General features: G+C 64.8%; 11 protein-coding genes. 10 read left to right on the top strand and 1 reads right to left on the bottom strand.

The genetic code is table 11. From position 1 onward, the window contains the following. Window positions 1–19: 19 nt before the first annotated feature. From aspS to F4827_RS02910, 8 genes are all read left to right on the top strand, one after another. Window positions 20–1825, top strand: a complete 1806-nt coding sequence (gene aspS / locus F4827_RS02945; RefSeq protein WP_183719831.1) for an aspartate--tRNA ligase — start codon at window positions 20–22, stop codon at window positions 1823–1825. Window positions 1826–2038: 213 nt separating this feature from the next. Then, on the top strand, window positions 2039–2548 hold the full coding sequence (gene nudB, locus F4827_RS02940) for a dihydroneopterin triphosphate diphosphatase (protein ID WP_183719834.1): 510 nt from the start codon (window positions 2039–2041) through the stop codon (window positions 2546–2548). Window positions 2549–2595: 47 nt separating this feature from the next. Continuing rightward, the gene (locus F4827_RS35095) at window positions 2596–3972 is read left to right on the top strand and encodes a phospholipase D-like domain-containing protein (RefSeq protein ID WP_260174922.1); all 1377 of its coding nucleotides are present in this window, start codon (window positions 2596–2598) and stop codon (window positions 3970–3972) included. A gap of 272 nt (window positions 3973–4244) precedes the next feature. Continuing rightward, on the top strand, window positions 4245–4844 hold the full coding sequence (locus F4827_RS02930; RefSeq protein WP_183719837.1) for a TetR/AcrR family transcriptional regulator: 600 nt from the start codon (window positions 4245–4247) through the stop codon (window positions 4842–4844). Window positions 4845–4916: 72 nt separating this feature from the next. After that, complete coding sequence (locus tag F4827_RS02925; protein ID WP_183719840.1) at window positions 4917–6704, top strand: acyl-CoA dehydrogenase C-terminal domain-containing protein; 1788 nt, start codon at window positions 4917–4919, stop codon at window positions 6702–6704. A gap of 161 nt (window positions 6705–6865) precedes the next feature. Continuing rightward, entirely contained in the window at window positions 6866–9307 is a 2442-nt protein-coding gene (locus tag F4827_RS02920; protein ID WP_183719843.1) for a 3-hydroxyacyl-CoA dehydrogenase/enoyl-CoA hydratase family protein, read from the top strand. Window positions 9308–9341: 34 nt separating this feature from the next. Next, window positions 9342–10541: an acetyl-CoA C-acyltransferase gene (locus F4827_RS02915; protein WP_183719846.1), complete on the top strand. Its 1200-nt coding sequence runs from the start codon at window positions 9342–9344 to the stop codon at window positions 10539–10541. Between the two features lie 109 nt (window positions 10542–10650). Next, a complete protein-coding gene (locus F4827_RS02910) occupies window positions 10651–11421 on the top strand; it encodes an enoyl-CoA hydratase (protein WP_183719849.1) in 771 nt (256 codons plus the stop codon). A gap of 12 nt (window positions 11422–11433) precedes the next feature. On the opposite strand, the gene fdhD is transcribed toward F4827_RS02910, so the two are convergent. After that, on the bottom strand, window positions 11434–12315 hold the full coding sequence (gene fdhD / locus F4827_RS02905; RefSeq protein ID WP_183719852.1) for a formate dehydrogenase accessory sulfurtransferase FdhD: 882 nt from the start codon (window positions 12313–12315) through the stop codon (window positions 11434–11436). Between the two features lie 159 nt (window positions 12316–12474). Between fdhD and F4827_RS02900 the strand changes: the two genes are divergently transcribed. Both F4827_RS02900 and F4827_RS02895 read left to right on the top strand, forming a co-directional pair. Next, on the top strand, window positions 12475–12957 hold the full coding sequence (locus tag F4827_RS02900; RefSeq protein ID WP_183719855.1) for a nitrate reductase associated protein: 483 nt from the start codon (window positions 12475–12477) through the stop codon (window positions 12955–12957). A gap of 230 nt (window positions 12958–13187) precedes the next feature. Continuing rightward, a complete protein-coding gene (locus tag F4827_RS02895) occupies window positions 13188–16907 on the top strand; it encodes an EAL domain-containing protein (protein ID WP_260174700.1) in 3720 nt (1239 codons plus the stop codon). The last annotated feature ends 3 nt before the right edge of the window (window positions 16908–16910 follow it).

The raw sequence follows: 16910 nt of genomic DNA, 5'->3' as shown, positions 1-16910 counted from the left end.
ATAACGAAAGACGAACATCATGTCGATGAGATCTGAATACTGCGGTCTGGTGACCGAACAGCTGCTGGGCCAAAACGTTTCGCTGTGCGGATGGGTGCAGCGCCGCCGCGACCATGGCGGCGTTATCTTCATCGACCTGCGCGACCGCGAAGGCCTCGTCCAGGTCGTGTGCGACCCGGACCGCGCAGAGATGTTCAAGGTCGCCGAAGGCGTGCGCAACGAGTTCTGCGTGCAGGTCAAGGGCGTGGTTCGCAATCGTCCGGAAGGCACGGTCAACGCCAACCTGAAGAGCGGCAAGATCGAAGTGCTGTGCCACGAACTCGTGGTGCTGAACGCGTCGGTCACGCCGCCGTTCCAGCTCGACGACGACAACCTCTCGGAAACCACCCGCCTCACGCACCGCGTGCTGGATCTGCGTCGCCCGCAAATGCAGCACAACCTGCGCCTGCGTTACCGCGTGGCGATGGAAACGCGCAAGTATCTGGATGCGCTTGGCTTCATCGACATCGAAACGCCGATGCTCACCAAGAGCACGCCGGAAGGCGCACGCGACTACCTCGTGCCCTCGCGTGTGAACGCCGGCCAGTTTTTCGCGCTGCCGCAGTCGCCGCAGCTCTTCAAGCAGCTGCTGATGGTTGCGAATTTCGATCGCTACTACCAGATCGTCAAGTGCTTCCGCGACGAAGACCTGCGCGCCGACCGTCAGCCGGAATTCACGCAGATCGACTGCGAAACGTCGTTCCTCGGCGAGCAGGAAATCCGTGACCTGTTCGAAGACATGGCGCGTCACGTGTTCAAGGAAACGATCGGCGTCGAACTCGACGCGAAGTTCCCGGTCATGCCGTACTCGGAAGCCATGAGCCGCTTCGGTTCGGACAAGCCGGATCTGCGCGTGAAGCTCGAATTCACGGAATTGACCGACGCCATGAAGGACGTCGACTTCAAGGTGTTCAGCACGCCGGCCAACAGCAAGGACGGCCGCGTGGCCGCACTGCGCGTGCCGAAGGGCGCCGAACTCTCGCGTGGCGACATCGACGGCTACACGGAATTCGTGCGCATCTACGGCGCGAAGGGGCTGGCCTGGATCAAGGTCAACGAAGTCGCGAAGGGCCGTGACGGTCTGCAAAGCCCGATCGTCAAGAACCTGCACGACGCGTCGATCGCCGCCATCCTCGAGCGCACTGGCGCGCAGGACGGCGACATCATCTTCTTCGCGGCAGATCGCGCGAAGGTGGTGAACGACAGCCTGGGCGCACTGCGCCTGAAGGTCGGCCATTCGGAATTCGGCAAGGCCAACGGCCTGGTCGAGAAGGGCTGGAAGCCGCTGTGGGTGATCGACTTCCCGATGTTCGAATACGACGAGGAAGAAAACCGCTACGTGGCGGCTCACCACCCGTTCACGAGCCCGAAGGACGAGCACCTGGAATATCTGGAAACGGATCCGGGCCGCTGTCTCGCGAAGGCCTACGACATGGTGCTCAACGGCTGGGAAATCGGCGGCGGTTCGGTTCGTATCTATCAGGAAGACGTGCAGAGCAAGGTGTTCCGCGCGCTGAAGATCGGTCCGGAAGAAGCGCGTGCGAAGTTCGGCTTCCTGCTGGACGCGCTGCAATACGGCGCGCCGCCGCACGGCGGTATCGCCTTCGGTCTGGACCGCATCGTCACGATGATGGCCGGCGCTGACTCGATCCGCGACGTGATCGCATTCCCGAAGACGCAACGCGCGCAGTGTCTGCTCACGCAGGCGCCGAGCGAAGTTGACGAGCGTCAACTGAAGGAACTGCACATCCGTCTGCGTCAGCCCGAGCAGAAGACGGCGCAGTAAGCCTGTCTGAAGCGGTATGAAGAAGAGGCGCGCAAGCGCCTCTTTTTTTTCGCCTTGCGTGATCAACGCCGAGCTTGCAGATCCCGTTGAACGTTCGATTCACGCCGATTTGCTAGACTTCGCGGCCATCGAAGCCGAGCGCCTTGTGCCCCTTTTGCGTTAAATTCTGACAAGACAGTCGCAAACGTCGCGGCCCCCACCTGTTTTACCGCCATGCCGATTTCAACGAAGCCGCCGAAGATTCCTGAATCCGTACTCGTCGTCATCCATACGCCGCCCGTGGACGGGCAGATGGATGTGCTGATCATCGAGCGCGCCGACCGCGCCGGCTTCTGGCAATCGGTCACGGGCTCGAAGGATCGTATCGACGAGCCGTTTCTGAAGACGGCCGTGCGCGAGGTGGCGGAGGAGACGGGCATCGTTGTCGGCGCGCCGGACGTGCCCGCGCAAGCGCTGCGCGACTGGCATCACGAGATCGACTACGAGATTTACCCGGTCTGGCGTCACCGTTATGCGGAAGGCGTCACGCGCAATACCGAGCACTGGTTCAGCCTTGAAGTGCCGAAGGGCACGCCGGTGACGCTTGCGCCGCGCGAGCACACCGCGTTTCTGTGGCTGCCGTACGAGGAAGCGGCGGCGAAATGTTTCTCGTCGTCCAACCGCGAGGCGATCCTGCAATTGCCCGCGCGTCTGGCTGCGGATCATTCAGGAGAGCGTCTGTGAGCGACACCCGCGCCGATCCCGAAGCGGACCTCGAACCGCGCCGCGTCATGCGGCTGCGCGAGGCGCTGCTGGGGCGGCGCTACCGTTCGCGCTACCGCTTCACGAGCGGCAACGAGGTGCGCCTGTTCCATTCGGGCGAGGGACTTTTCGGCGCGATGATCGAGCGCATCGACGCCGCCCGGCGCGATGTCGCGCTTGAAACCTATATCTTCTGCAAGGACGCCACGGGACAGGCGCTGTCCGACGCGCTGATGCGCGCGGCGCGCCGCGGCGTACGCGTGCGCGTCATTACCGATGGCGTGGGCACGGCGCGTCTCGATCTGTTCAACAGCTGGCCTGGCGCGGGGATCGAACATCGCATCTATAACCCGCACATCTTCGGCCGCTTCGGCTTTTCGCGCACGCACCGCAAGCTCGCCGTGATCGACGATCAGTTCGCGTATTGCGGCGGCATCAACGTGGTCGACGATATGGAGAACGACGGCAAGCCGCTGCCGTTCCCGCGCTGGGATTTCGCAGTGGAGCTGGCCGGGCCGGTGGTGGTGGATGTGCGGGAGGCGATCGAAATGCAGTGGCGGCGTATCCGTCTCGGGCACAGACCGCCGCTCGCCGGGCCCGATGCTCCCGATGCGCCCGATGCGCTGGCCAGCCTGTCGCCAGGCGTGCCGGCGAGCGCGGGCTTTCTCGCACCGCATCCTACCGGCCACACGGTGATGCAGCCCGCCAAGGCCGTCAACGAAGTGCTGCGCGAACTCTCGCCGGTGGTCCGTACCGGCCGCGCGCAACGTATCGTCGCGCAGTTGCGCGAGCGTCTGCGCGCGGGCGTGCCCGATCCGCGCACGGCGCACGTGCCCTGCGTGGCCTTCGTTGCGCGCGACAACGTGGTGAACCGGCGGGCCATCGAAAAGGCCTATCTGGACGCCATCGGCGAGGCGCGCAAGGAAGTGCTGCTCGCCAATCCCTATTTCATGCCGGGGCGGCGTCTGCGCCGCGCGCTGGTGGAGGCGGCAGCGCGTAACGTCACGGTCAAGCTGTTGATCGGACGAAAAGAGTTCAAGGTGCTCGACTACGGCACGCCGTTTCTCTATCACCAGTTGCTGAGCGCGGGCGTGCAGATTGCCGAGTACGAAAAGACCATGCTGCACGGTAAGGTGGCGGTGGTGGACGACGTATGGGGCACGGTCGGATCGTCCAATCTCGATGCGCTCAGTCTCGTGCTCAACAACGAGGCCAACGTGCTGCTAGTGCAGCATTCGCAGATCGGGCAACTGCGCGCTGCGATCCTGAGCGCCTTCGAGGAGTCCCCCAAGATCGATCGAGCCCGCTACGAGGCGCGTCCCTGGCATGTGCGCGCGGTGAACTGGCTCGCCTGGAATTCCTATCGCGTGGTCATGAAACTGCTGACCGTGGGCGGTTACGACTAGCTTTCTGATGCGCCGCAGCACACGACCCGGCGCGATTCGGCAAGCGGCGCGTCTGCCATATCCATCGGGCCCTGTGCAATCGAGAAATGTTCGCTTGTGCGCTTTGCGCGAACCCCCGAAATTAGAGTACCGGTTAGAAATCGGTTTCTAATAAAGTCCTTGTTTCGCGGGCGGCTGTCCTCAACAATAGTACGGCCGTTCGATTTAATTCAGGCCGAGATGTCGGCAGATAAAGCCAACATCGCGGCCACATCGTCACGGTAAATAAAGCTATGCGTAAAGGCGAACAGACACGGGCCGCCATTCTGGATGCAGCACTGGACCTCGCGGGCCGGGACGGACTGGAAGGTCTGACCATCGGATTGCTGGCCGAGCGCATGCAGATGAGCAAGAGCGGCGTCTTCGCGCACTTCGGTTCGCGTGAAGACCTGCAGGTCGAGGTGGTGCGTGAGTACCATCGCAGATTCGAGGAAGAAGTCTTCTTTCCGAGCTTGCGCGAACCACGCGGTTTGCCTCGTCTGCGTGCGATGCTGTCGCGATGGTTCGAAAAACGCATCCACGAAGTCACGACCGGCTGCATCTACATCAGCGGCGCGGTCGAGTACGACGACCGCGCGGACAGCCAGGTGCGCGAGCAACTGGTGGCGAGCGTGACGATGTGGCGTGCGGCGCTGCTCAGGGCCATTGCGCAGGCGATTGAAGAAGGGCATCTGCGGCGCGATACCGATCCCGCGCTGATGCTGTTCGAACTGTATAGCGTGACACTCGGCCTGCATCATGACGGCCGCTTCCTGCACCTGCCGGATGCGGTCGAGCATACGTGGGCCGCGTTCGAAAAACTGATTGTTTCGTACCAGAGCGTGAGCGAATAGCGAGCGCCGCGCACAGCGTCGCGGCGGTACGCGAAAGCCCGGACTCTATAGCTCTATCAAGGGAGATCAAACATGGGACAGTACACCGCGCCGCTGCGCGACATGCAATTCGTGCTGCACGAGCTGCTGAACGTGGAAGGCGAAGTCAAGCAGATGCCGAAGCACGCTGACCTCGACGCCGACACCATCAACCAGGTGCTGGAAGAGGCAGGCAAGTTCTGCTCGGAAGTGCTGTTTCCGCTGAACCAGACCGGCGACCGCGAAGGCTGCACGTACGCCGGCGACGGCGTCGTCACCACGCCTACGGGTTTCAAGCAAGCGTACAAGCAGTACGTCGAAGCCGGCTGGCCCGCACTGGGCTGCGATCCCGAATACGGCGGCCAGGGCCTGCCCGCGTTCGTGAACAACGCGCTCTACGAAATGCTCAACTCGGCGAACCAGGCGTGGACCATGTACCCGGGTCTCTCGCACGGCGCCTACGAATGTCTGCATGCGCACGGCACGCCGGAGCTGCAGCAGACCTATCTCCCCAAGCTCGTCGAAGGCGTGTGGACCGGCACGATGTGTCTGACCGAGCCGCACTGCGGCACGGACCTGGGCATCCTGCGCACCAGGGCCGAACCGAACAGCGACGGCTCCTACGCGATCACCGGCACGAAGATCTTCATTTCGAGCGGTGAGCACGACATGGCGGAGAACATCATCCACCTCGTGCTCGCACGCCTGCCGGACGCGCCGCAAGGCACCAAGGGCATCTCGCTGTTCATCGTGCCGAAGTTCATCCCCACGGCGTCGGGCGCGATCGGCGAGCGCAACGGCATCAAGTGTGGCTCGATCGAGCACAAGATGGGCATCCACGGCAACTCGACCTGCGTCATGAACCTGGACGGCGCGACGGGCTGGCTCGTCGGCGAGCCGAACAAGGGCTTGAACGCCATGTTCGTGATGATGAACGCCGCGCGCCTGGGCGTCGGCATGCAGGGGCTGGGGCTGACGGAAGTCGCATACCAGAACTCGCTGGCGTACGCGAAGGAGCGTCTGCAGATGCGCTCGCTGACCGGCCCGAAGGCGCCCGAAAAGGCCGCCGATCCGATCATCGTGCATCCAGACGTGCGCCGCATGCTGCTCACGCAGAAGGCCTACGCGGAAGGCGCGCGCGCCTTCACGTACTGGTCGGCGCTGCAGATCGACAAGGAGCTCTCGCACGGCGACGAAGCCGAACGTAAGGAAGCCGCCGATCTGGTCGCGCTGCTCACGCCGATCATCAAGGCCTTCCTCACCGACAACGCGTTCGAGTGCACCAACCTCGGCATGCAGGTGTTCGGCGGTCACGGCTTCATCTCCGAGTGGGGCATGGAGCAATACGTGCGCGACGCGCGTATCAACCAGATCTACGAAGGCACCAACACGATCCAGTCGCTCGACCTGCTGGGCCGCAAGGTGCTGGGCGACATGGGCGCGAAGCTCAAGAAGTTCGGCAAGCTGGTGACGGATTTCGTGGAAGCGGAAGGCATCAAGACGGAAATGCAGGAGTTCGTGAATCCGCTCGCCGACATTGGCGACAAGATGCAGAAGCTCACGATGGAAATCGGCATGAAGGCGATGCAGAACCCGGACGAAGTGGGCGCGGCCGCGGTGCCGTACCTGCGCACGGCGGGTCATCTGGTGTTCGCGTACTTCTGGGCGCGCATGGCGCGCATCGCGCTGGACAAGGAAAGCTCGGGCGATCCGTTCTACAAGTCGAAGCTGGCCACGGCGCGCTTCTACTTCGCGAAGCTGCTGCCCGAAACGGCGACCTCGATCCGCCAGGCGCGCGCGGGTTCGAAGACGCTGATGGAAGTCGACGAAGCGCTGTTCTAAGCGCCCTGGTGGTGCGCTGCGCCTTCAGGCGAGCGCACCGCTCAACCTCGAATCTCTCAAGCGGTGCACCGGTTAGAAGAACAACACACCGGTCCGCGCCGCGAAAACATTCCGCTATTTCCCGTTTCCGCTCGACATTGCATATCCGCTGGAGGAACAACGTGAGCAATCTGAATATTCGCAAGGTCGCCGTGCTCGGCGCCGGCGTGATGGGCGCGCAAATCGCCGCGCACCTGATCAACGCCCGCGTACCCGTGCTGCTGTTCGATCTGCCCGCGAAGGAAGGCCCCAAGAACGCCATCGCGCTCAAGGCCATCGAGACGCTGAAGAAACTGTCGCCCGCGCCGTTCGGCGTGAAGGACGACGCGCAGTACATCACGCCCGCGAACTACGAAGACGACATCGCGAAGCTGGCGGAATGCGACGTGGTGATCGAAGCGATCGCCGAGCGCATGGACTGGAAGCACGACCTCTACAAGAAGGTCGCGCCGCACATTGGTCCGAAGGCGATTTTCGCGAGCAACACCTCGGGTCTGTCGATCACGGAACTGTCGCAAGGTTTCGACGACAACCTCAAGGCGCGTTTCTGCGGCGTGCACTTCTTTAACCCGCCGCGCTACATGCACCTGGTCGAGCTGATCCCGACCGTGCACACGCAGCCTGAAATCCTCGACCAGCTCGAATCGTTCCTCACGAGCGTGGTGGGCAAGGGCGTGGTGCGCGCGAAGGATACGCCGAACTTCATCGCCAACCGCGTCGGCATTTTCTCGATCCTCGCGGTCATCGCCGAAGCGAAGAAGTTCGGCCTGCGTTTCGACGAAGTCGACGATCTGACCGGCAGCCGTCTGGGCCGCGCGAAGTCGGCGACGTTCCGGACTGCTGACGTTGTCGGTCTGGACACGATGGCGCACGTCATCAAGACGATGCAGGACAACCTCAAGGACGATCCGTTCTTCCCGGTCTACGAGACGCCCGCTGTGCTGGCAGGGCTCGTTGCGAAGGGCGCGCTCGGCCAGAAGACGGGCGGCGGTTTCTATCGCAAGGAAGGCAAGACCATCAAGGTGCTCGACGGCAATACCGGCGAGTACGTGGACGGCGGCGCGAAGGCCGACGACCTGGTGGGCCGCATTCTCAAGCGTCCGCCCGCGGAGCGTCTGAAGCTGCTGCGCGAATCGGAACACCCGCAGGCACAGTTCCTGTGGTCGATTTTCCGCGACGTGTTCCATTACATCGGCGTGCATCTGGAATCGATCGCCGATAACGCGCGCGATGTGGATCTGGCGATCCGCTGGGGCTTCGGCTGGAACGAAGGTCCGTTCGAAGGCTGGCAGGCCGCGGGCTGGAAGCAGGTCGCCGAATGGGTCAAGGAAGACATCGACGCGGGCAAGACGCTCTCCAGCGCGCCGCTGCCCGCCTGGGTGTTCGAAGGCCCGGTCGCCGCCAACGGCGGCGTGCATGGTGCCGAAGGTTCGTGGTCGCCCGCGGCCGCGCGCTTCGAGCCGCGCTCGACGCTGCCGGTCTACGAGCGCCAGGTGTTCCGCGCCGCGCTGTTCGGCGAGTCGAACGCGCGCGATCCGAAGAGCTTCGGCAAGACGCTGTTCGAGAACGAGCATCTGCGCGCGTGGGTCGACGACCGCGCGGGCGAAGACGATGTCGTCATCGTCTCGTACAAGAGCAAGATGAACACGATGGGCCCGGGCGTGCTCGATTCGCTGTCCAAAGCAATCGATATCGCCGAAGACGGCTACAAGGGCGTGGTGATCTGGCAACCGACGTCGCTGAAGCTCGGCGCGCCGGGCGGCCCGTTCTCGGCGGGCGCGAACCTCGAAGAAGCCATGCCGGCGTTCATGATGGGCGGCGCCAAGGGCATCGAGCCGTTCGTGAAGAAGTTCCAGGACACGATGATGCGCGTGAAATACGCGAACGTGCCGGTCGTCGCGGCCGTGTCGGGCATCGCGCTCGGCGGCGGTTGCGAAATCATGCTGCACAGCGCGAAGCGCGTGGCGCACATCGAAAGCTATGTGGGTCTGGTGGAAGTGGGCGTGGGTCTCGTGCCCGCGGGCGGCGGTCTGAAGGAAGCGGCAGTGCGCGCAGCCGACGCGGCCGCGCAGATCGGCGCCGCGCCCAGCGACCTGCTGCGTTTCCTGCAGAAGTCGTTCGAAAACGCGGCGATGGCCAAGGTTTCCGGTTCGGCGATCGAAGCGCGCACGATGGGCTATCTGAAGCCGTCGGACACGATCGTCTTCAACGTGTTCGAACTGCTCGACACGGCGAAGAAGGAAGTGCGCGCGTTGAACGCATCGGGCTACCGTGCGCCGCTGCGCGCGAAGCAGATTCCGGTGGCGGGCCGCTCGGCGATCTCGACCATCAAGGCGTCGCTCGTCAACATGCGCGATGGCCGCTTCATCAGCGATCACGATTACCTGATCGCAGGCCGCATCGCGGAAGCGGTGTGCGGCGGCGACGTCGAAGCGGGCAGTCTGGTCGACGAGGAATGGCTGCTCACGCTGGAGCGCCGCGCCTTTGTCGATCTGCTCGGCACGCAAAAAACGCAGGAACGCATCATGGGCATGCTGCAAACCGGCAAGCCGGTGCGCAACTAAGCGGCACGACGCATACGAGATACTGGAGTCAAAGATGAGCAAACAGTTGCAGGATGCATACATCGTCGCCGCGAGCCGCACGCCCATCGGCAAGGCGCCGCGCGGCGTGTTCAGGAACACGCGCCCGGACGAGCTGCTGGTGCACGCGATCAAGTCGGCGGTGGCGCAGGTGCCCGGCCTCGACACCAGCGTGATCGAAGACGCGATCGTCGGCTGCGCGATTCCGGAAGCCGAGCAGGGCCTGAACGTGGCGCGTATCGGCGCGCTGCTCGCGGGTCTGCCGCAGAGCGTGGGCGGCGTGACCGTCAACCGCTTCTGCGCCTCGGGTCTGACGGCGCTGGCGATGGCGGCGGACCGCATTCGCGTCGGCGAATCGGACGCGATGATCGCGGGCGGCTGCGAATCGATGAGCATGGTGCCGATGATGGGCAACAAGCCGTCGCTCTCGCCGCATATCTTCGATCGTAACGAAGACGTGGGCATCGCTTACGGCATGGGCCTGACGGCAGAGAAGGTTGCCGAGCGCTGGAAGATCAGCCGCGAAGCGCAGGACGCGTTCTCGGTGGAATCGCACCGTCGCGCGCTGGCTGCGCAGCAGTCGGGCGAGTTCAAGGACGAAATCTCGCCGTACACCATCATTGAGCGTTTCCCCGATCTCGCCACCGGTGAAGTGAAGGTGAAGGAGCGCCTGATCGAGCTGGACGAAGGCCCGCGCGCGGATACCACGCTCGAAGGCCTCGCCAGGCTGCGCGCCGTGTTCGCCAACAAGGGTTCGGTGACGGCGGGCAACAGCTCGCAGACGTCGGACGGCGCGGGCGCGTTGATCGTCGTTTCGGAAAAGATCCTCAAGCAGTTCAACCTCACGCCGCTGGCGCGTTTCGTGAGCTTCGCGGTGCGCGGCGTGCCGCCGGAAATCATGGGCATCGGCCCGAAGGAAGCGATTCCGGCTGCGCTCAAGGCCGCGGGCCTGAAGGCGGACGATCTGGACTGGATCGAGCTGAACGAGGCGTTCGCCGCGCAGTCGCTGGCGGTGATTCAGGACCTGGGCCTCGATCCGTCGAAGATCAACCCGCTGGGCGGCGCGATCGCGCTGGGTCACCCGCTCGGCGCGACGGGCGCGATCCGCGCGTCGACGGTCGTGCACGGCCTGCGCCGTCGCAACTACAAATACGGCATGGTGACGATGTGCGTCGGCACCGGCATGGGCGCGGCAGGCATCATCGAGCGGCTGTAAGGCGTTCTTTCGCTAGCGCATAAGCAATATCGACACGGTTCGCAGGCTTGACGGTCTGCGAACCGTTTTTCGTATCCGGCTGCGAAGTGGCAACGCAAGGAGACAACAGATGAGCAACGAAATCCTGATCGCACGCGAGAACGGCGTGCTGACGATCACCATCAACCGCCCCGAGCGCAAGAACGCGCTCACGCCCGCGATGTATCAGGCGATGGCCGATGCGCTGGCATCGGCGCAAGAGGACGGCGGCGTGCGCGCCGTGCTGCTGCGCGGCCACGCCGAAATCTTCACGGCGGGCAACGACATCGAGGACTTCCTCAAGAACCCGCCGACCGGCGGCGACTCGCCCGTGATGAAGTTCCTGCATGCCATCGCGACGTTCGAAAAGCCGCTGGTGGCGGCGGTGGCGGGCGCGGCGATCGGCGTGGGCACGACGCTGCTATTGCATTGCGATATGGTCTATGCGGCCGACACCGCGCGCTTTGCGATGCCGTTCGCGCAGCTGGGCTTGTGCCCGGAAGCGGCTTCGTCGCTGCTGCTGCCGCGCATCGCGGGCTATCAGGGCGCGGCGGAAAAGCTGCTGCTCGGCGAGACTTTCGATGCGGCGGAAGCGCATCGCCTGGGCTTCGTGAACCGTGTGGTGGCGGCAGCGGAACTGGAAGCCTTTGTCGCTGCGCAACTGGCGAAGCTGGTAGCGCTGCCGGCGTCGTCGCTGCGCGCGACCAAGTCGCTCATGAAGCGCGCCAGCGAGCACGAAGTGAAGACGCAGATGAGCGAGGAGTCGGTGCACTTCGGCAAGATGCTGCTCGCGCCGGAAGCGCGCGAGGCGTTCACGGCCTTCCTGCAAAAGCGCAAGCCGGATTTCCGGCAGTTCGATTAAGCGCTTGCGGGTTCAGGCGGCGCTTGTCGTCGTGCTCGCCGCCGTGTCGTAATCGACGAAACCGGACTCGCGGCAAAAGCTCACCAGCCGCAGTCCGGCCCGTTTCGCGATGGTGATCGCCAGCGAAGACGGCGCCGAGATCGTCGCGACCATCGGCATGCCCACGCGCGCGGCCTTGCGCACCAGCTCGTAGCTCGCGCGGCTGGAGAGGAACACGAAACCCTGTTGCGTATCGGCGCGATCGAGCACCAGCTGGCCGATGAGTTTGTCGAGCGCGTTGTGGCGGCCCACGTCCTCGAAGGCGCGCAGAATCTGGCCATCGGCGTCGCACCAGGCGGCGGCGTGCAGGCCGCCCGTGAGTTTGGTGAGCGCCTGATGCTGCGGCAGCTCGCGCGCGGCGCGGGCGATCGCATCGGGCGCGAGACGCGCAAGAAAGCCGGTATCGGGCACGATTTCCGGTTCGAGATCGAGCAGGTCGATGCTCTCGATGCCGCACACGCCGCAACCGCTGCGTCCTGCCAGCGCGCGGCGCTTTTCCTTCAGCTCGACAAAGGCCTGCTGCACCACCGTGAGATGGACTTCGGCGTGCGGGATTTCCGCTTCAGCGTGCCAGTAGACCTCGATATCCTGGATATCGGCGTTGCGCCCGACGATGCCTTCCGAAATCGCGAAGCCCACCGCGAACGCTTCCAGATCGCGCGGCGTGCACATCATCACCGCGTGCGAAATGCCGTTGAAAACGAGCGCGACGGGCCATTCCTGGCCGACGTGGTCGTCGCGCGTTTCGACGCCCTCGCCGCGATGGCGATGCACGCGCAATGCAAGCGCGCCGGGCTGGTCTTCATTGTCCTGAGCGAGGCGCGGGAGAGTGGCGGGGGATTGCGGGGATTTCAAGCGAAACTCCAGTAAAGCTTATGCGACGCGGTGCGGCGGCGGGCCGGTGGAAACCTTTGCAGGCTGGCCGGCCCCTGGCGCGGAAGGTTCTAAAATACCTCAAGCGGGCATATTTCGCATAAACCCTTCGCCCCGGCCCGCTTCGCGAGGATTAACGCCATGGCATTGACCGAAGCTCCGCTCCTGTTCCAGTTCGAGGTCGCCTCGTCCGAGGATCTCACCTTCATCCCCATGTGCGTGCGCTTCAACCTGGACCGTTTCGGGCTGCGCATCTCGCTGGCGCAGTGGCAGTTGCTGCCCTATGAGGACCGCCGCCTGCTGGCGCGCTTTCCCGTCGACGAAGACACCGAAATCGAACCGAACTTCGATCACGCGCTGTTCGAAATGCTGCGCACCCATGCCAACGTCGAACCGGAATGGTTCTCGCCCGAAGAAGCGCCCGCGTGGCGCGACGCCAACGCCGTTCCCAACGGCATTGGCAATCAGGCGACGCTCGCGAACCTGCGGACGCCCGGCGTCGAGGACTGGGCGCGGCTCGCGCCGTTCCAGCGCTATGTGCTGGCCAAGCTCGCCCGCAAGCCCGAGGCCAACCACGATTTCATCCCGGCGATGCGGGAATTCGGTCTGGCCGTCCCGCGTTGAAGGATGCCGGGGCGGGCGGTTTTGTCCTGTTCGCGCGGCGATAGGGTCGCGGCCGCTTTAGAGACTTCACCCTAAATCCGCCTCGCGCACGCGAAAATCAGCAAATTTCCTCTCAAGCCTTGCCTTTAGATGCCGTTATCCGGTAGGGCGCATCGCGCGCCAGCCTGTAGCGCGCAGGTCAGCATTCATCCCATGCCCGCCGTACGGCGACGAACGACGTTCCGGCATTCATGAACCTTCATTTTTCGAAGCGGCACCTCATCAACCTCGTGGTGGTGGTGGCAGCCGTCGGCGCAAACGCTTTCGTGGCATGGACGCAGATTGGCGGGCAACGCGAAATCGACCAGCGCGCCTCGCAGGCCGCCCGGGTGCGCCATGATCTGGACCATTTTCGTGATTTGCTGGGCGGGGGACTTGTCGCGCTAGGCCGATTCGGGGCCGATGGCGACGCCGAATCAGCCGATGCGCGCGAAGCCCGCGCCGCCGAACTCGACGATACGGCACAGGCGCTGCACGCCGAACTGGCGAGCGATCCGGCGCTCGCGCGCCGCTTCGACGGCGTAGCGACCGAAGGCATTCTGCTTGCCCGCGAGATCGACGAGACGCTGGTGCGCGCCGAGCAACGCGTCGCCGATGCGCGCGTGCAGGCTAGCGCGGCGGCTGCTGCTGCCGCTGCCGCTGCTGCTGCGCCTGCCAGTGCGGCTTCGGGCGTCGCCGCGCCGCTAGTGGCGGCTTCGCAGCCCGCTGCGGCTCACGCTGCGCCCGCCTCGAATGCCAATGCGGGCAACGCGCCCGCGCGAGCGTCGCATCGCGGCAAGTTCATGGGCGTCGCGGCGCATATCGGCATGAGCAAAGCGCACCCGCACAAGGCGTATCCGCACGATCTGTCGTCGCCGTATGCGGCGAGTTCGGCCGGGCAGCAGGCCGCGAGCAATCTCACCGAACCCTATGCCGTCGCTTCGCCGCAAGGGAGTGCGCACAGCCTCGCCCAGCCCTACGCCTCGGGGACCGTGGCCAACGCCAATCTCGCCGCGCCATATGCCAGTCCCGCCGCGCCTTCTACAGCGGCAGGCTCGCTCGCAGAACCGTATGCCGCGGCGTCGGGTGCAGCGCCGAACGCTTCGAACGCCCCCGCGCTCGCCGCCGCCACAGAGCCGGCAAGCGCATCGACAGCAGCTACCGCATCGATCGCCCCGGCGCCGATCGCCATTCCGTTTGGCACCGCCGCCTGGATCGCGAGCGAATACATCCGTCTCGACACCCGGGTCGACCGCATCGACGCCAAGCTCTCGGCGCTGCAAGGCGAGCAGGATCTCGCACTGGCGGCTGCGCTGGCCGAATCGACGCGGGCGGGCAGCCACGCCTCGATCCTGCTGATCGTGACGATGCTCGCGGGCGCGACGCTGCTGATCTACACCTTTGGCGCACGCGAAAACGCCGCGCGTGAAAAGCTGCGCGCGCTCGCCGGCATGCGTACGCGCAACGAGCGCTTCCAGGGCCTGTTCGACGCCCATCCGGTGCCGATGTACGTGTTCGACCGCGAAACGCTGCGCTTTCTCGCCGTCAACGCGGCCGCGATCCAGCAGTACGGCTATAGCGAGGAGGAATTCCTCGACATGACGATCCGCGATATCCGCCCGAACGAGGATGTCTCGCGGCTCGAACAGCATCTCGCGCGCTCGGACATGATCACGCCGAACGTGCGCACGATGGCCGGCATCTGGCATCACTCGCGCCGCGACGGCACGCTCGTCAGCGTGGATATTTCGCACCACGTGCTCACCTTCATGGGCCGCGCGGCGGTGTTCGTGCTCGCCGACGACGTCACCGAGCAGATCAAGGCCGAAGTGGAAGCGCAGCGCTCGAACCAGATGCTCGAAACGGTGATCGACAACATCCCGCAGCGCATCTACTGGAAGGATGCCGAGTCGCGCTATCTGGGCTGCAACATGACCTTCGCGCGCGACGCGGGGCTGTCGTATCCCGAGCAGATCGTCGGCCGCACCGACGACGATCTGCCGTGGCGTGCCTACGCGGGCCACATGCGCGAGCAGGACCGCGAGGTGATCGACGCCGGTTTGCCGCGCCTGAATTACGAAGAAGACCTGACGATCGACGGCCTGCACCGCACCACCATCACGAGCAAGCTGCCGCTGCTCGATGGCGACGGCCGCGTAATGGGCGTGCTCGGCACGTATTCCGATACCACCGAGAGCAAGCGCGCCGATCTCGCGCTGCGTCTGCAAAGCCGCGCGCTGGACGCCTGCGTGAATGCGATTCTGATCACCGGTCCGGGGCCCGGCGGCAGTAACCTGATCGAGTACGCGAACCCGGCGTTCCGCCGCATCACGGGCTACGATCCCGCCGATGTGATCGGCCTGGACTGCCGCCTGCTGCAACGCGACGACCGCGATCAGGACGGACTCGTCGCGATCCGCCAGGCGCTGATCGGCAACCGCGAAGTGAGCGCCGTGCTGCGCAATTACCGCAAGGACGGCGCGCTGTTCTGGAATCAGCTGCTGATCGCGCCGGTGCCCGATCTCGATGGGCGCATCACGCATCACATCGGCATCATCAACGACGTGACCGAGCTGATCCGCTATCAGGAGCAGCTCGAATATCAGGCCAACTACGACAGCCTCACGCTGCTGCCCAACCGCAATCTGCTGCGCGACCGTCTGCAACAGGCGCTGGTCGCGGCGCAGCGTCATGAGCGTGGCGTGGCTGTGGTGTTCATCGACCTCGACGGCTTCAAGAACGTCAACGACAGCCTGGGCCACAGCGTGGGCGACCGGCTGCTGGGCGTGGTGGCCGAGCGCCTCACGCGCTGCACGCGCACTAGCGACACGGTGGCGCGCCACGGCGGCGACGAATTCGTGATCGTGCTGACCGACACCATCGACGAAAAATCGCTGATCGGCTGGATGGAGCGCGCGCGCGCGATGATCTCCGAGCCGGTGATGATCGACGGCACCGAGCTGTACGTGGGCTGCAGCATGGGCGCGAGCGTGTTCCCGCAGGACGGCAACGACGCCGAAGCGCTGCTCAAGAAGGCCGACGTGGCGATGTATCGCGCCAAGGAGCTGGGCCGCAACACCTTCCAGTTCTACGAGCCGGAGATGAACGCGGCGGCGGGCGCGCGCATGAATCTGGAGCGGCGTCTGCGCCGCGCGCTGCGCGACAGCGAATTCCTGCTGCACTACCAGCCCCAGGTGGAGATCGAGAGCGGGCGCATCGTCGGCATGGAGGCGCTGGTGCGCTGGCACGATCCGGAAGCGGGCCTGGTGTCGCCGTCGCAGTTCATTCCCGTGGCCGAGGAGAGCGGGCTGATCGGGCCGCTCTCGGACTGGGTGCTGCGCGAGGCCTGCCGCCAGAATCGCGAGTGGCAGGATGCCGGGCTGCCGCCGGTGCGCGTCTCGGTGAATCTGTCGGCCAAGACCTTCCATCAGCGCGATATCTCGCAACAGGTGAGCGACGTGCTGCAGGAGACGGGGCTCGATCCGTGCTGGCTCGAAGTCGAACTCACCGAAAGCACGCTGATGCGCAATACGGAAGAAGCGGTGTCGATGCTCAATGCGCTGCATGAGCAGGGCGTGGGCATCGCCATCGACGACTTCGGCACCGGCTATTCGAGCCTGAGCTATCTGAAGCGGCTGCCGGTGGACCGGCTCAAGATCGACCGCTCCTTCGTGGCCGATATCGGCACCAGCAGCGACGACGAGACCATCACGGCGGCCATCATCGCGCTGGCGCACGAACTGCGGCTGCAGGTGATCGCGGAAGGCGTGGAGACATCGCAGCAGTTCGCGTTCTTGCGCGCGCGCGCGTGCGACGAGCTGCAGGGTTACTTCTTTGCGCCGCCGTTGCCGGGGCCGGAGGTTGCCGCGCTGCTGTCGGCGAGCGCGGCGTACGAAGAGGGCGCGGGGCTGGCCTGGGCGACGACGGCTTGAGGC

This window comes from Paraburkholderia bannensis, from assembly GCF_014200455.1.
GTDB lineage: Bacteria > Pseudomonadota > Gammaproteobacteria > Burkholderiales > Burkholderiaceae > Paraburkholderia > Paraburkholderia bannensis_A.
Note: the sequence above shows the minus strand (reverse complement) of the source record. Positions and strands in the feature narration are given on the sequence as shown.

Excerpts from the sequence above, each read along its gene's own strand:
- F4827_RS35095 (WP_260174922.1), top strand. The coding sequence starts at position 2,596 with ATGCGGCTGCGCGAGGCGCTGCTGGGGCGGCGCTACCGTTCGCGCTAC.
- F4827_RS02915 (WP_183719846.1), top strand. The coding sequence starts at position 9,342 with ATGAGCAAACAGTTGCAGGATGCATACATCGTCGCCGCGAGCCGCACG.
- F4827_RS02900 (WP_183719855.1), top strand. The coding sequence starts at position 12,475 with ATGGCATTGACCGAAGCTCCGCTCCTGTTCCAGTTCGAGGTCGCCTCG.
- F4827_RS02910 (WP_183719849.1), top strand. The coding sequence starts at position 10,651 with ATGAGCAACGAAATCCTGATCGCACGCGAGAACGGCGTGCTGACGATC.
- aspS (WP_183719831.1), top strand. The coding sequence starts at position 20 with ATGTCGATGAGATCTGAATACTGCGGTCTGGTGACCGAACAGCTGCTG.
- F4827_RS02895 (WP_260174700.1), top strand. The coding sequence starts at position 13,188 with ATGAACCTTCATTTTTCGAAGCGGCACCTCATCAACCTCGTGGTGGTG.
- F4827_RS02925 (WP_183719840.1), top strand. The coding sequence starts at position 4,917 with ATGGGACAGTACACCGCGCCGCTGCGCGACATGCAATTCGTGCTGCAC.
- F4827_RS02930 (WP_183719837.1), top strand. The coding sequence starts at position 4,245 with ATGCGTAAAGGCGAACAGACACGGGCCGCCATTCTGGATGCAGCACTG.
- nudB (WP_183719834.1), top strand. The coding sequence starts at position 2,039 with ATGCCGATTTCAACGAAGCCGCCGAAGATTCCTGAATCCGTACTCGTC.